Annotated in this window: 10 protein-coding genes; 2 read left to right on the plus strand and 8 right to left on the minus strand. The window is 39.9% G+C overall.

The window, feature by feature from the left end:
* Positions 1 to 256 precede the first annotated feature (256 nt).
* Positions 257 to 1,852 (plus strand): methyl-accepting chemotaxis protein, encoded by a 1,596-nt coding sequence (locus FH971_RS14675; protein ID WP_140234828.1) that lies wholly within the window; start codon positions 257 to 259, stop codon positions 1,850 to 1,852.
* Between the two features lie 273 nt (positions 1,853 to 2,125).
* Here FH971_RS14675 and FH971_RS14680 read toward each other — a convergent pair whose 3' ends face one another.
* The 5 genes from FH971_RS14680 to FH971_RS14700 form a co-directional block, all read right to left on the minus strand.
* Complete coding sequence (locus FH971_RS14680) at positions 2,126 to 2,743, minus strand: transglycosylase SLT domain-containing protein (RefSeq protein ID WP_140234829.1); 618 nt, start codon at positions 2,741 to 2,743, stop codon at positions 2,126 to 2,128.
* Positions 2,744 to 2,930: 187 nt separating this feature from the next.
* Positions 2,931 to 3,365, minus strand: coding sequence for a hypothetical protein (locus FH971_RS14685; RefSeq protein WP_140234830.1), 435 nt, complete (start codon positions 3,363 to 3,365; stop codon positions 2,931 to 2,933).
* 2 nt (positions 3,366 to 3,367) lie between these two features.
* The gene (gene gshA / locus FH971_RS14690) at positions 3,368 to 5,011 is read right to left on the minus strand and encodes a glutamate--cysteine ligase (protein ID WP_276611804.1); all 1,644 of its coding nucleotides are present in this window, start codon (positions 5,009 to 5,011) and stop codon (positions 3,368 to 3,370) included.
* Between the two features lie 311 nt (positions 5,012 to 5,322).
* Positions 5,323 to 8,166 carry a M16 family metallopeptidase gene (locus FH971_RS14695; RefSeq protein WP_140235620.1) on the minus strand — a complete coding sequence of 948 codons (2,844 nt, stop codon included), beginning with the start codon at positions 8,164 to 8,166 and terminating at the stop codon, positions 5,323 to 5,325.
* A 70-nt stretch (positions 8,167 to 8,236) separates the two neighbouring features.
* The gene (locus tag FH971_RS14700) at positions 8,237 to 8,662 is read right to left on the minus strand and encodes a YqaA family protein (RefSeq protein ID WP_137226379.1); all 426 of its coding nucleotides are present in this window, start codon (positions 8,660 to 8,662) and stop codon (positions 8,237 to 8,239) included.
* Between the two features lie 567 nt (positions 8,663 to 9,229).
* Between FH971_RS14700 and FH971_RS14705 the strand changes: the two genes are divergently transcribed.
* The gene (locus FH971_RS14705; protein ID WP_137226378.1) at positions 9,230 to 10,480 is read left to right on the plus strand and encodes a dicarboxylate/amino acid:cation symporter; all 1,251 of its coding nucleotides are present in this window, start codon (positions 9,230 to 9,232) and stop codon (positions 10,478 to 10,480) included.
* Positions 10,481 to 10,586: 106 nt separating this feature from the next.
* Here FH971_RS14705 and FH971_RS14710 read toward each other — a convergent pair whose 3' ends face one another.
* From FH971_RS14710 to oadA, 3 genes are all read right to left on the minus strand, one after another.
* Positions 10,587 to 11,750, minus strand: a complete 1,164-nt coding sequence (locus tag FH971_RS14710; protein ID WP_420853481.1) for an alginate export family protein — start codon at positions 11,748 to 11,750, stop codon at positions 10,587 to 10,589.
* 881 nt (positions 11,751 to 12,631) lie between these two features.
* Positions 12,632 to 13,762 carry a sodium ion-translocating decarboxylase subunit beta gene (locus tag FH971_RS14715; protein ID WP_137226375.1) on the minus strand — a complete coding sequence of 377 codons (1,131 nt, stop codon included), beginning with the start codon at positions 13,760 to 13,762 and terminating at the stop codon, positions 12,632 to 12,634.
* A gap of 9 nt (positions 13,763 to 13,771) precedes the next feature.
* Complete coding sequence (oadA, locus tag FH971_RS14720; protein ID WP_140234833.1) at positions 13,772 to 15,544, minus strand: sodium-extruding oxaloacetate decarboxylase subunit alpha; 1,773 nt, start codon at positions 15,542 to 15,544, stop codon at positions 13,772 to 13,774.
* Between the last annotated feature and the right edge of the window lie 12 nt (positions 15,545 to 15,556).

The following is a 15,556-nucleotide window of genomic DNA, read 5'->3' on the forward strand; positions in this document are numbered from 1 at the left end:
ATACATTTTAGTAACATTTGATTTTTCGTGTATAGTTAGAAAAATAGTAATCAGATTATGTAATTTATAATATCTATAAAGCTAGTACTTTAAAAACTCATTAATTAGAGAATCCTTTATAGCGAATTATGATTTAATAACCTCAATCAAGTAGTACTTGCTTTTAATGAATTCAATACGAACAATATTACATTTATAACAAATGTTAATTCCGTTTCAAGGATAGAAATGGCCCTATTCCTAGGAGCTTATATAAATGAAAAATAATCAGCCAATAACACAAAAAGAATATGATTATCCATTAGACTGGATTTTGCTATCGATTACTGACACTCAAAGTCATATTAAATATGCCAATAGCTCTTTTTGTACCGTCGCGGGATTTGAACAACAAGATTTAGTTGGTCAACCACATAACATGGTACGTCATCCAGACATGCCTGCCGCTGCATTTAAAGATCTTTGGCAACATATTCAACAAGGAGATCCTTGGAAAGGTTTAGTTAAAAATCGTTGTGCTAATGGCGATTATTATTGGGTTGATGCTTTTATTACCCCTATTTCATATAAGGGTGAAATCGTTGAATATCAATCAATTCGCACCAAACCAACTCGTGCACAAATAAAACGAGCCGAAACAATTTACGCACACTTAAAACAAGACAAGACTCATTTTGTTACCCCTAGTAAAATATCCTTACCGATTAAAGTCTATGGCACTTTTACTATAGCAATGTTACCTATGGCTTATCTTGCTGGGCAAGGTGATCTAATGAACCTGGGGCTATTTGGTCTTTCCTATGGCAGTGGCTTGATTGCATTAAATATAGCATTCAAACGTTTTAATCTACTTGTAAAAAAAGCCAGCACAATTTACAACAACCCAATTTCTTCTGCGGTTTATACTGGGAAAACAGATGATATTGCAAAAATTGATTTAGCACTGCAAATGCAAGCATCTGAACTAAGGGCTGTGTTAGGTCGAACACTTGACTCTAGTGAGCAGGTTTCAGCTAGTGCTAAAGAATCTGCCGTTAAAGGAAGTGAAATTCAACAAAACAGTCAGTCACAAATGGCTGAAATTGAACAAGTTGCAACCGCTATGCAACAGATGACTGCTACTTTAACTGATATGGCTTCAAATTGTGCAGAGGCAGCTCAATCATCAAATAGTGCGTTATCTCAAACTACATTAGGCGATGATGTGGTTAAGAAAATGGTTCTATCCATCCAAAAAATGTCTAATCAACTGGGTACTATCTCTAGTGTTATTACTGAATTAGAACAGCACAGTAAAAATATTGGTTCTGTATTGGATGTCATTGAAGCCATTTCTGAACAAACTAATCTACTCGCCCTCAATGCTGCTATTGAGGCTGCAAGAGCTGGAGAGCAAGGTCGAGGGTTTGCTGTAGTAGCAGATGAAGTTCGCTCATTAGCTCAACGCACTCATACGTCGACTAAAGAAATCCACGATATGATAAGCCGTTTACAACAAGGTACAGGCTCTGCGGTATCAAGTATGGAACAAGGGCTCAACGATGCCAATGTTTGCGTTGAACAAGCTGAGCAAGCGGGTGTCGCACTTAATGAAATACGCCTTGCCGTAGAGCAAATCACCGACATGACTCACCATATTGCCAGTGCCGTTGAGCAACAATCTCAGGTGTCTAATGAAGTCAATAGAAGCGTTGTTGTGGTGTCGCAATTAGTTAATAGTAGTCATGAATTAGGTGAAGATATGGTCCACCTCGGTGGTAATGTCGTAGATAAAGTCGATTCGCAAATGGTATTAGTTGATCAATTTTTAAAAAGAAATTTAAAAAATACTCACGAAAACCAAAAAAGTTAACTCAAATTAGCTTAAAGAATAAAATGGTTTTTACTTTTAATCGTTAGCAATAGTTGGCGTAGTTGTTAGTAATTGCTGTTAGTTATGAATAGTTGCTTTGCTGCAAATCAATTTTATCGTTTTTTGTTCATAACAATATATAGCTTGAATTGAGTTAAAATAATACACCACTAATTTGGTGTATTATTTAATAAAAAATGGCCCATCAATTAAGATTGGCCATTAATTACTCTCTCATTCTAAATGCTACAAAATGTTGATACGGCATTAATACTAACCAAAAAACACTCGCCATAACCATGAAGAATCTAAATCTTCTTTACATTGGTGATACTGAGCAGCATAGCGTTTTGAACGTTTATCGACTTTATTCGCTACTGGCGTTAACCATTTTTTTGCCTTATAGCTACCACGTTTATACCCGCCCCAACCTTCATGATAGTTTAAGTACTGGTTTTTAGCATCCCACTTCGACACGCCGTTAATTTTATGGGTTTTATAAATAAACCATCCCATAAAATCCATGGCGTCGTCAAAATCACTTCGGCTAGACCAACTGTTACCTGTCTCGCGAACGTAATCGTCCCAAGTCATGGTTTTAGCTTGTGCATAACCATAAGCGTCACTGGCTCGTCCTGTGGGGATAAAGCCTAAAAAGTATTCCATTGGAGGGGCTGCATTGTGTTTGAATGAGCTTTCTTGATACATCATTGCTAAGGGAACATGTACCGGCACTCCCCACTTTTCTCTGGTGTCGACGGCTGCGTCATACCATGAGCGATGTTCTTTAAAAATAGCACACAGATTATCTGGCTCTTTTGGCGGCGAGGTAGCACAGCCTGTTAGTGACAATAATACGATTGCGCTAACAACACCTAAAAAACACTTCATAACACCTCTACCAGTACCTAAGATATTGATTCAAGACTTAGTTTTACATCAATTAAAAATCAATGCAATTATGCTTACATCTTTTGGTTGCATTGTTTTACAAGGGAACAGCCATTTTTTCAACAATGCGCCTCAAACTGAAAAAACTGAGTGACTCTGATTGATCACATAATTAATGGAATGGGTATTACTGTTTCATTTCACATTGATGGGATTCTGTCTGCCAAATCACGGGTTGCCAGTAGCCTTGATTTTGGCCAATATAGATTTTGTCGGTATTGAATTGTGCTGCAATATGATAACGCTGATCGACGGCGACATCGACCATAAACACTTTCACTTTTCGCGCCGATAACGACACTTTCAATGCGGGTGAGTTAATCAATTCAGCGACTGTAAATTCATGCTGACCTGGCGATAACAAATAATTCGGCCTTGAAATGACGGGGACACCATCTAAATGAGTCACAACCACTCGGTATAAATTGGCACTGTTATCGAGAGGTAAATAACTCGATACAGTACCACATTCTACCATTTCATCAGGCGATGAAGCACAGCCATGTAAGGCTAGTGCTGCAACTACGACAACCGATGCTCGCCAAGATGAATGAAGATACATTATTATTTAGCCTCAAAAGTGCCCGCAGGAACCACATCACTAAAATAATCTTCTAAGAAACTCGTGAAATTAGCTTGTGGCTGAGCCTCTAGTTTTTGCTGTTCAAGCAACGACTGTTTTGCTTCATTTTTATAGCTCTGAACCACCTCGTCGGTTAATGGGTACTGGCTTAAATATTGGTGATAATCATCAGCCAACGTTTTAACCCAAACACTGTGATCGGTGCCCTTAACTACCACTTCTTGTATTACTCGACCTGATAAGGTTTTGTCTGGGTCATCGATGGCTTCAGACCAAGTACTTAATGCGGTTTGGTAAGCATGGCTATCTTCACCGTCGAGTAAAATAGCTAAGATTGCTAACTCATCAAAAAGCTCATGCATCCATTGTTTTAAACTAATGGCCTCACCATTACGTTGCAGAGTGAGTCCAGGTTTACGCCCTTCTAATACCACTGCTTTTAAATTGGCAGCAATTTCAGCTTCACCAACGGCATCAGTATCTTTAGATGGAGATAATAAACAATGCAATAAAAACAAATCTAAAAAACGCACTTGCGTTGCGTCTATCCCAACTGGGCTAAATGGATTTACGTCTAAGGCGCGTACTTCAATATATTCAACACCTGCACGGGATAGAGCTTGCGAAGGTTTTTCACCTTTTTGGGTGACACGTTTAGCGCGGATTGGTGCATAAAACTCATTTTCAATTTGCAAAATATTACTATTGAGTTGACGGAACTCACCATCAACATTGACACCTATTTGAGCAAACTTTTTCGATGGCATTTTAATCGCAGCACCAACGCCTTCAAGATAGTCAGGTAATGAGTTATAGCTGATATTCAACGTATCTTGTTCTTTATTGGTATAACCTAAATCACTCATCCGTAATGATGTAGCAAAAGGTAGATATAACGTGCCTTTACCGGTTTTTTTAAACTCAAAATCAACTTCTTGATCTTTTATAAATGAGCTACATAATGCCGGAGTTGAACCAAATAAATACGGTAACACCCAGACTAAACGACGGTAATTGCGGATCAGGCCAAAATAAGATTCAGAAACGAAATCTTCAAAGTTAATGCTTTTGCTACAACAAGCGCTGCCATTGCCGTTAGCAATTTTATCGTCATATAGACGTTGCCATAACTCTTGTGAAACAGAAAAGTTAAAATGGACCCCAGAAATAATCTGCATTAACGCACCATAACGATGGGTTAATCCTTTGCGGTATAAGGTTTTCATTTTACCGTTATTGGAGGTTCCATAACGTGCTACGGGAATGTCGCTAACTGCACCCACATAACATGGCATGCTAACAGGCCAGAGTTCTTGGCCATTAAGGTTTCGAACACTATAAGCATGCGTTTGAGTTAATCCCTCTAATAGCTCGTCAATGCTGTGACATACTGGAGTAATAAATTCTAATAAGGATTCGCTATAATCAGTGGTTATACGCGAATGAGTCAGAGCAGAACCGAGTGCTTTAGGGTGTTCATCTTGTGCTAAGTGACCATTTCCATCGATACGCAATGCTTCACGTTCAATACCACGTGACATGCCCAATAATGCAGCTCGGCCTTGAGTGTCACTTAAGTTTTCGACTTTTTCATTGAAAGACTTCAATTTACTACTCTCTTTTATGGATTCGCATTGCGAGTAAATAGCTAGACCGGATAATAAACGAGATTATTACTGGAAAGCGAAAAATGTAACTCAGTATAAATCAGTTTGTTTGTGGGTCTTAAATAAAAACGGTAACAGTCGTTGTTACCGATGATGGAGCCTTTAACATTATATGATATTTGTTGATAAACTGACACTGTATGAAATTTACGATTAAAACACATAATTTAGCTCAACCTATTTATAAAATAGATTGAGCTAAGACTATATGCGGTTAACATTAGCGTATTTCAAGGCTGGTGTTAACCCTATAAGTATCAAGTGTTCAACTAGTCAGCAAGTGTCATTATTTTAACTTGATATCCAAGTTCATGAAGTTGCGGTGCAACGGTTGCTTTATCACCGACCACCAAAATGACCATATCATTGATATTTAATAACTTACCGGCAAGTTTATTTAATTCATCTATCGAAATAGTGTTAATTATTTCGTCTTGCTTGGCAGTAAAGTTTTTATCTAAGTGATAGCGTTGAATCATCCTTAAAAAGCCGGCCTTTTGATACGGTGTTTCGTATTCTAACGCTTGGCTTTGCGCAATCGAACTGCGCATAAAGGCGCTTTCTTCGGCGTTCATGCCTGACGCTTGGTAAGCGTTAATCTCTTTAACAAACTCAGCCAATGCTAAACCTGTTACATCACTTTTGACGCTAGCAGACGCAATAAATAGCCCTGAATCTTCGGCGCCACTAAATTGCGTGCGAGCGCCATAAGTGTAACCTTTATCCTCACGTAGATTGAGATTAATACGGCTGTTAAATGCGCCCCCTAACGGATAGTTCATCAGATAGGCCTTAAAATAATCACCAGTAGTATCATAAGGTAATGATACTTGACCAATGTCAATGACAGATTGAGCAGCCCCAGGCTTATCAATCAAATAAATGGTGTTTTTAAGGTGTGAAGGCAATGCAGGTAAGGCTGCAACCTGAGTAGCCTCACCTTCCCATTCATTAAACATCGATAATTTCGGCATAATCTGTTGTTGATTTAAATCCGATACAACAACCATTTTCGCATTACCAGCACGATATTGCTGCTGGTAAAATTGTTTCACATCATCAAGTGTTAGCGCTGAAATTGATGTCATGGTGCCATCACTGCTGATCCCCTTTGGGCTATCTGCACCGTAGAGTAATTGAGCGAAACCACTACGAGCTAGATAATTAGGATCAGACATTTGATGTTGTAATCCTTGTAGTTGCTGCTGCTTCAATCGTTCAAAGTCAGCCTCTAAAAAGCCAGGACTAAATAAGCGCTCCTTAACAATAGCAAGCGTCGCATCTAAGTTTTCAGTTAAACTTGATACCTTGATGTAACTTTGTGAATCACTGGCACCAAAGCTAATTGATGACCCAAGCATATCAAGCGCACCAGCCAATTCTTCACTGCTGCGTAACGTGCTTGACTCATTAAGCATCGAGGCGGTCAACTCTGCTAGGCCAGCTTTTTTGATCGGCGACAAACGATGTCCACCATCCAAATAAACCAGCAATTCGACCGTTGGCGTTTCATCACTTTCAGTGCCCATAACACTAATGCCGTTGGCCAGCTTGCTGTCCCATAACTGTGGCACAGTCAATAATGGCGCTGCGGTTGATGACGGTATTTTATTGCGATCAAATGATGATTTTGCAAAAGTGATATTGGTTAATCCGGTTACCGCATCTTGTGCAATTGGCATAATGCTCGGTTCAAAATTATCTGCATGGGCAATTAGCTGCGTTTGCCCTTCTGGTACCACGCTCATCACCACCATTGGCTTATTTTTAATGTAAGTATTAAATACTCGCATTACATCGGCTTTAGTGACATTGGCATAACGGGCTAAATCAGATGCCACCATGTCAGGCTTACCAAAAAAAGTTTGATTAGCAGCAAGTGTTGATACTTTTCCCGCTACGCTTTGCATACCAAAAATGGTATCGGCTTCAAACTGCACTTTGACTTTTTGCAAATCGTCGTCAGTGACACCGCGTTGCTCAAACTCATTAATCGTTTGGTTTATTTTGGTTTCGAGTTCTGCAAGACTACCGCCTTTGGCAGGATTCGCTACGGCATAAAGTGACAGCTGACAAGTAAGCTCTTGGCAAGGATGGCTCACTGCAGCTTGTACCGCATAACCATCTTTAACTAAGTTTTTATATATTAATGAGGTTTTACCACCACCGAGAATATTAGCCAGCAAATCTAATGCAGCTTCATCTTTGTGTTGCGCATAAACGGTTGGAAAACCGATATAAATAAGCGGTAAATGAACCTTATCTTCCATCGAGATATAGCGAGTTTTATCTAACGTGACTGCGGTTTTAGCTTCTGGTTTGACTTCTGGTCCACGAGGGATTTCACCAAAATATTTATTTACCCACGCCAATGTTTGCACTTCATCAAAGTCACCACCAATAGTTAAAGTGGCATTATTAGGCCCATACCAACGTTGGAAGAAATGTTTCACGTCATCAACGGTGGCGCGATCTAAGTCATCTGGCCAACCGATGACAGGCCAAGAATACGGATGACCGGCTGGATAAAATGCTTGATTAAAACGTTCATTTAAACGCCCATAAGGACGATTATCAATACGTTGTGCGCGTTCATTTTTAACCGTTTCACGTTGTACTTCGAATTTTTCACTCGTGAGTGCAGGTAACAAAAAGCCCATACGATCTGATTCTAACCAGAGCATTTTTTCTAGTTGATTACTCGGCACGGTTTCAAAGTAATTGGTTCGGTCAGTATTGGTAGAACCATTTAGTGTTCCGCCCGCTTCGGTAACAACTTTGAAATGCTGTTCGTCGGCTACATGTTGTGAGCCTTGGAACATCATGTGTTCAAATAAATGCGCAAAACCACTACGACCAGCTAATTCGCGAGCAGAACCAACATGATAGGTAACATCAACATGAACTAAAGGATCAGACTTATCTTGGTGTAAAATCACCGTTAAGCCATTCGCTAACTGATATTTTTTATAAGGGATACTGACTTGATTTTCAGAAGGTGCAACCGTTTCAATTAAACTTACACCTTGTGGCAAATTTGACGATTGATGCGCGTCGAATGCACAGCCACTTAATGCAGCACTGATTGCTGCAGCTAATATCCATTTATTCAAATTTAATTTCAAAATCGACTCCTTTCTTCATTAAGATAAATATAATCACAGAAAAAATAACGGTATAAAGTTACTCAACAGTATAAAGAACTAAAAACACAATTACGCTGTAACGTAGTAACTTACCGAAAAACATAAAAAATGATGCTGGCACTATAGGAATTTTTAACCAACCAGCCAACAGACATAACAAATCACCGATGATGGGTAACCAAGATAGTAATAAAGCCCACATACCATATTTTTCGAGCCATGCCAGAGCATAACGATATTGCCGACTTTGGATATCTTGTGGACTTTTAGCAAGCCGTCCGGCTCGACCTAAACCATAACTTGTCATCGCGCCAAACGTATTACCAATACTGGCCAACATCAATAATTCGAACCATGACGATGGCGTTTGATTAAGTAATGCCACGAGTAACACTTCGGAACCACCCGGCAATAAGGTTGCAGCCAAAAACGCACCGCTAAACATTAACCATAAACTCGTCATTAATAGACCTTATTGCGCATTAATAGTTTCATTTCAGATTTTATCGCAGTTCTCGCCATGGATATTTACACAGAACATGGATCTAGCTGAACCTATCTTGCAGAATTTTGAACCCGCAAACCTCTAACGTTAACTCACTCATATCAACATAGCGACCCAAACGCTACACAGGCTATAACGGCAAAACATCCATGATTCACGTTTGCAGATTCAATTTAATAAATTGAACAATAGGCCTTAATAAGTTAATTATTAGTAATAAATTTAAAGTTATAATAACAAATTTGTTTATTCATATAAGTTATAACAAAATAACGTTGTTTGTCATTGGATCACTTCATACAATACAATTAATATTAATTAACCTTAGCGGGTTTATTAGCGCATTATTTAGCATCAGCATCTAGTTCGGTCTTAATATAAACTAAATAGTTCCACTACTAAAAATCACCATAAGATGGTGTAGTTCTTGGTAATTCATCGCTCATTAGTGAACACAATGAGTCACGCACAACAACGTTACCTAATAAGATTAGTGACGTCACAATGACATAATTTGGAATTTTCATGATATTGCAAACGTTCAATCGTATCCCTTTTTGGCAGAAAGTCATTGCAGGTTTTGTATTGGGTACACTTACAGGGGTCGGATTAGGCGAGTCAGCCGTGATATTAAAACCCCTTGGCGATCTGTTTATTAGCGCCATAAAAATGCTCGTTGCTCCTTTAGTATTTTGTGCCATTGTGGTCAGCATTACCTCCTTGGGTTCACAAGGTAATTTAAAACGCTTAAGCTTTAAAACCTTGGCCATGTTTATGTTTACTGGCACCATTGCGTCATTTATTGGCTTAACGGTCGGAAGCCTAATCGACATGGGCGGTAATTTAGCTTTAGCGACATCGGAAGTGCGTGAGCGTGATATTCCTGGATTTGCACAAGTATTACTTAACATGATCCCAGTCAATCCATTTGCCTCGTTGGCAGAAGGTAATGTACTGCAAATTATCGTGTTTGCAGCATTAATTGGTATCGCCATTAATGCTGTCGGCGAGAAAGCCACGCCGTTAAAGAACGTGATTGAAGCGGGTGCTGAAGTGATGTTTCAATTAACACGTATGGTATTAAAACTAACGCCTATTGGTGTATTTGGCTTAATGGCGTGGGTTGTTGGCGAATATGGCTTAAGTACATTATTACCATTAGGTAAGTTTATTATTGCGATTTATATTGCCGCGCTAATTCATATTATCTTTGTGTATGGCGGTTTAGTGAAATTTGCTGCAGGTCTTAGCCCAGTTCAGTTTTTCCGTAAAGCCTTACCAGCACAAGTTGTGGCCTTTAGTACCGCATCAAGCTTCGGTACTTTACCGGCCAGCACACGAAGTACCGAAGCGATGGGCGTGTCGAAGCGCTACAGTGCTTTTGTACTCCCATTAGGTGCGACCATGAATATGGATGGTTGTGGCGGCATTTACCCTGCCATTGCGGCGATCTTTATTGCGCAAATTTACGGTATTCCGCTTGATATGACCGACTACATGCTAATTGCGGTAACGGCCACAGTCGCTTCTGTAGGCACCGCAGGAGTGCCAGGTAGCGCGATGGTGATGTTAACCGTAACCTTAGGCGTAATAGGTTTACCGCTTGAAGGGATTGCCTTTATCGCCGCGATAGACCGTATTATTGATATGATCCGCACTGCAACTAATGTGACCGGAGACATGATGACTGCGGTGGTGATTGGTAAAAGCGAAGGTCAGCTTGATGTAGAACAATTTTACTCAAATGAAACACCGCAACAGCAAGTAGTGTCTTAGTTTTTATTACGCTTCTTATTGCAGTTCTATCGTCATACAAGATTAATGACAATAAAAAAACGAGTATCAACTGATACTCGTTTTTTGTTATATCATGCTAATAAAATTAGAACTTAGCGTTTGCCCATAACCATACTTTATCGGCATCAACTTTTCCTGCTCCAGCATCACCCGCTGAATAAGATGCGTATTTAACGCCTACGGTGTAATGCTTATCAATTGGTAAGCTAAATACCGCATCAATTTCATCACCTAAATCGTTAACAGTGGCACTTGACTCATCTGCTTCAAAATCATGATAAACCAGCGCCCATTTACCACCAACCACACTGCCGCCAATTGACACATAAGTGTCAACTAATCCTTGATTTGGTGTTGCCAAAAATTGGTCTGCCCAACCATTAAACGCATGCAAAGTCGCTAACGGAGTTGAAAAACCATATTCGCCATCGTCAGAGCCCAATAGCTCGTAACCAAGCTTAACGGTCAAACCACTAAAGCCAACGCCTACTTCACCAAGCATATAATCTGTAGAGTAAGATGTTGTTTCTGTATCAGTATCTTGAGTTGCGTACTCTAACGTATAAAGTAGTTTAATTTTATCGATATCTTTAGCACCCGCAAAACGAATACCATAGGTGTCGATACCATTGTCTATGTTGGTATCTTCTTCAAGTAAGTAGCTATATGCGCTAAGTTTACCCAAACCGAAATTGTAAGATGCGTTAATAACGTGATCTTTTGAATCAATGTCTTTAACTTCTGCAAAAATACGGTTGCGCTTGTAGATGTAACCATAATCAACACTAAAATCGTTTATCGCATATTGCATGGTAACTGCATCGAATGTTTGGCGATCTTGACGCCAGCCAACATGGCCGATAAAACGTTGGTTATCGATGGCGATAACTTGACGCCCAGCTTTAGCAGTAAAACCATTACGCTTGTATTGTAAGAAAGCTTGGTCTAATTCAGTTGTTTCAGGATCTGCTATCACAGAATAATCTGTATTATTACCAATCGCGTCGTTGTAGTCATTTACCCCAGCCACACTGCGAGAATCTTCAAATTCAACCAAGGCACTTAACCCGTAATATTCAGCCGTAGCAAAGGTTAAACGAGTGCGTAAGGTCAAAGCATCTGCGTCTTTTAACGCATTGTCTTGATCGACAGATTCATAACGCAAATTTAAGTCTACTTTTGCTGTACCTTGAGTGATTGCATCAGCAACTGTATTAACATTGGTGTCTGCGGCATTAGCGCTGCCCATGGCTAATAACAACGAACAAGTTAATGCTGATAAAGCCCATTTTTTGGTCACAACAGAATTTTGGCAAGCCTTATCCGTAACTTGACTAGCAAGCAATTTATTATTCATCTTACATTCCTAATATTTATTTTAAGTTGAGTTATCAATCTGCTAAATATACGTAAAATATATGGCTAGCAAGTTAACTGGCCGTAACCTTAATAAGTTCACTGTTCAGTTTCCGTGACATATCTTGCATTTTACATACTTGTTTGACTAGATATTGATGGCAATTCAAAATTTGCGACTTTTGACCGTTAAAATTAACGGGTTGTCGAACTATTATTATTTTAGGGACATGTCTTGCTGATATAAAATTATGAATAAAAACGGCCGCTTACATACCTACAAAGAGGTACGCTAATAAGTTTCTGACTAAAAATTGGCTTCAGTACATATTACCTTTCGATTAATAATACTCAATATAATGGGCACACAAGTAAGCTAACAAACGAATAATCCAAGTGAATTATCGACATATTTCAAACTAGACTAGTATGTTTATTGAACAAAACAATTATTAACATTTTAATAACGTAATCGATTTTTTGTTTTTGATTTAAAGGTTAGCAGCCAAGTTCAACAGTAACCCCCGATGCTATTTCCCATATCAATATAACTTGTAATGTATACAGGTTTTATTATTTATCTTTGACAGCCATTAGATAAAGACTAATTCTAATAAGGGTCAATAATTCTTTCACAACTATAACGTCACAACCGCTCAGTATTAAAAATTAAGTACACCAACATAAATTAAACAGGTATATCTACTTTACTTATGGAATAAAAACAAAAAAGCCAATGCAATTGCATTGGCTTTTAAACTTAATCGTTAACGATTAACCTAAAACAGCCAACAACACACCAGCTGCAACCGCACTACCCAGCACACCAGCAACGTTTGGTCCCATTGCATGCATGAGTAAGAAGTTTTGGTTATTAGCCTCTAAACCTACCTTATTCACCACTCGAGCAGCCATTGGCACTGCAGAAACACCTGCTGCACCGATAAGTGGGTTAATTTTCCCACCGGAGAGCTTACTCATTAATTTGGCCATCAATACCCCTGAAGCAGTACCAATACTAAATGCAACCGCGCCAAGGATTAAAATACCCAAGGTTTCGATACGCAGAAATTGATCGGCGGATAACTTAGATCCAACAGCAAGACCTAAAAAGATAGTCACTATGTTGATTAACTCGTTTTGCGCCGTTTTCGATAAACGATCAACCACACCTGATTCACGCATTAAATTACCTAAACAGAACATACCAATTAATGGTGTTGCTGCGGGTAAAAACAAAATGGTTAAGCCAAGTACCATCAGTGGAAAGATAATTTTCTCTTTCTTACTGACTTCACGCAATTGTTCCATTTTAATTTCGCGTTCAGCTTTAGTGGTGAGCAGTTTCATTATCGGCGGCTGAATTAATGGCACTAGCGCCATATATGAATATGCAGCAACGGCAATCGCGCCTAGTAACTCTGGCGCCAACTTAGAGGCTAAGAAAATTGCAGTTGGACCATCTGCACCGCCAATGATGGCAATAGCAGCAGCATCTTGCATACTAAACTCAAATCCAGGTACAAGATTCAGCGCTATAGCACCAATTAAGGTAGAGAAAATACCAAATTGTGCCGCAGCCCCTAACAAAAGTGTTTTAGGGTTAGCAATTAGCGCCCCAAAATCAGTTAATGCACCGACCCCCATGAAGATGAGCAATGGGAACACCCCAGTTTCAATGCCGACATGATAAGCGTAATACAGCAAACCACCTTCATCGGTGAAACCTGCATTAGGAATGTTAGCTAATATGGCACCAAACCCAATAGGTAATAATAATAACGGCTCAAAACCTTTAATTATCGCTAGAAATAACAATAAACAACCAACAGCCATCATCAGCAGTTGGCCACCAGTAAAGTTAGCCACACCCGTTTCAGCCCAAAAAGCCAGTAATCCTTCCATTTCGACCTCTTATGCTAGTGATAACAATGTTGAACCTACAGTTACACTGTCACCCTGCTTAACCGCTAACTGAGTTACAACACCATCTTCTTGAGCACGAATTTCGGTTTCCATTTTCATCGCTTCCAAGATAATGATCACTTCACCAGTTTTAACCGCTTGACCATTATTAACTAACACTTTGAAAATATTTCCCGATAACGGTGCAGCCATAGTGCATTTAACTTCGCCAACAGGCGCTGAAGCCACAGGAGCCATGGCAACTGGTGCAGCTGAGACTGGCGCGATATGCCCTATTTCGCCACCTTCGCTCACTTCGACGACAAAATGTTGCCCCTCTACGTCAACGGTATACGTTTGTGGACCTTTATCGGCTTTCACTTGTAAATCATCTGCACTTGGGACAGGCTCAAACGCATCCGGGTTGCCACGATTTTTAAGAAATTTAAGACCAATTTGATTGAACAACGCGTAAGTCATCACATCATCATCTGATTCAGCTGCTAGGCTAAAGCCCTGCTCTTTAGCTGTTTTTGTAAGTTCTACACGTAACTTATCAAGTTCTGGTGCAATCAAATCTGCTGGACGACAGGTAATAGGCTGTTCACCCTTTAGCACTCTGGCTTGCAACTCGGCGTTAACTGGCGCTGGCGTAGCACCATATTCGCCTTTTAGAACGCCTTCGGTCTCTTTAGTCATCGACTTGTAACGTTCACCCATCAGCACGTTGATCACTGACTGTGAACCAACAATTTGCGAGGTAGGTGTAACTAAAGGTAAGAAGCCAAGATCTTCACGCACCCGAGGGATCTCTTCAAGCACGGCATCCATTTTGTCTGCTGCACCCTGCTCTTTTAATTGGTTTTCCATGTTAGTTAACATGCCGCCAGGTACTTGAGCACGCAAAATGCGTGAATCGATGCCTTTTAGTGCACCTTCGAAACGGACATACTTTTTACGTACTTCACGAAAGTAAGCGGCTATCTCTTCTAACAGCACCATATCGTAGCCGGTTGCTCTGTCAGTATCCTCAACCATTGCCACTAAGGTTTCTGTGGCACTGTGCCCATAGGTTTGGCTCATTGAAGATATTGCAGTGTCAAGCACATCAACCCCAGCTTCAATGGCTTTTTGGTATGTAGCAGTGCTTAAACCCGTTGTCGCATGACAATGCATCGATACCATTAAATCAGTTTGTGATTTTAGGCGACTGATTAACTCATAGGCTTGCATCGGTTTAAGTAAACCCGCCATATCTTTAATACATAATGAATCGGCGCCCATGTCTTCTAAACGCTTTGCCATGTCGACCCAAGTATCAATCGTATGAATAGGGCTAGTAGTGAACGAAATCGTCCCTTGCGCATGTCCGCCAACGTTTTTAACTGCTTTAACTGCGGTTTCAAGGTTACGTACATCATTCATTGCATCAAAAATACGGAATACATCTACGCCATTGGTGTGAGCACGTTCAACGAATCGTGTAACAACATCGTCTGCATAATGACGATAGCCTAATAAATTTTGCCCTCGCAGTAACATTTGCTGCGGTGTATTAGGCATGACTTTTTTTAGTTCACGAATGCGGTCCCAAGGATCCTCACCAAGATAACGAATACAAGAGTCAAACGTTGCTCCCCCCCATGACTCAAGTGACCAAAACCCCACTTTGTCTAATAACGGCGCGATAGGTAGCATATCGTCGAGGCGTAAACGTGTTGCCAGTATTGATTGGTGTGCGTCACGCAGGACGACATCGGTTAGTGCTAATGGCTTGCTCATAATGACTCCAAA

Source organism: Shewanella polaris (genome assembly GCF_006385555.1).
GTDB lineage: Bacteria > Pseudomonadota > Gammaproteobacteria > Enterobacterales > Shewanellaceae > Shewanella > Shewanella polaris.

Coding starts and splice junctions, on each gene's coding strand:
- FH971_RS14675 (WP_140234828.1), top strand. CDS start 257: ATGAAAAATAATCAGCCAATAACACAAAAAGAATATGATTATCCATTA.
- FH971_RS14680 (WP_140234829.1), bottom strand. CDS start 2,743: ATGAAGTGTTTTTTAGGTGTTGTTAGCGCAATCGTATTATTGTCACTA.
- FH971_RS14685 (WP_140234830.1), bottom strand. CDS start 3,365: ATGTATCTTCATTCATCTTGGCGAGCATCGGTTGTCGTAGTTGCAGCA.
- FH971_RS14700 (WP_137226379.1), bottom strand. CDS start 8,662: ATGACGAGTTTATGGTTAATGTTTAGCGGTGCGTTTTTGGCTGCAACC.
- FH971_RS14705 (WP_137226378.1), top strand. CDS start 9,230: ATGATATTGCAAACGTTCAATCGTATCCCTTTTTGGCAGAAAGTCATT.
- FH971_RS14710 (WP_420853481.1), bottom strand. CDS start 11,750: ATGGGCAGCGCTAATGCCGCAGACACCAATGTTAATACAGTTGCTGAT.
- FH971_RS14715 (WP_137226375.1), bottom strand. CDS start 13,762: ATGGAAGGATTACTGGCTTTTTGGGCTGAAACGGGTGTGGCTAACTTT.
- oadA (WP_140234833.1), bottom strand. CDS start 15,544: ATGAGCAAGCCATTAGCACTAACCGATGTCGTCCTGCGTGACGCACAC.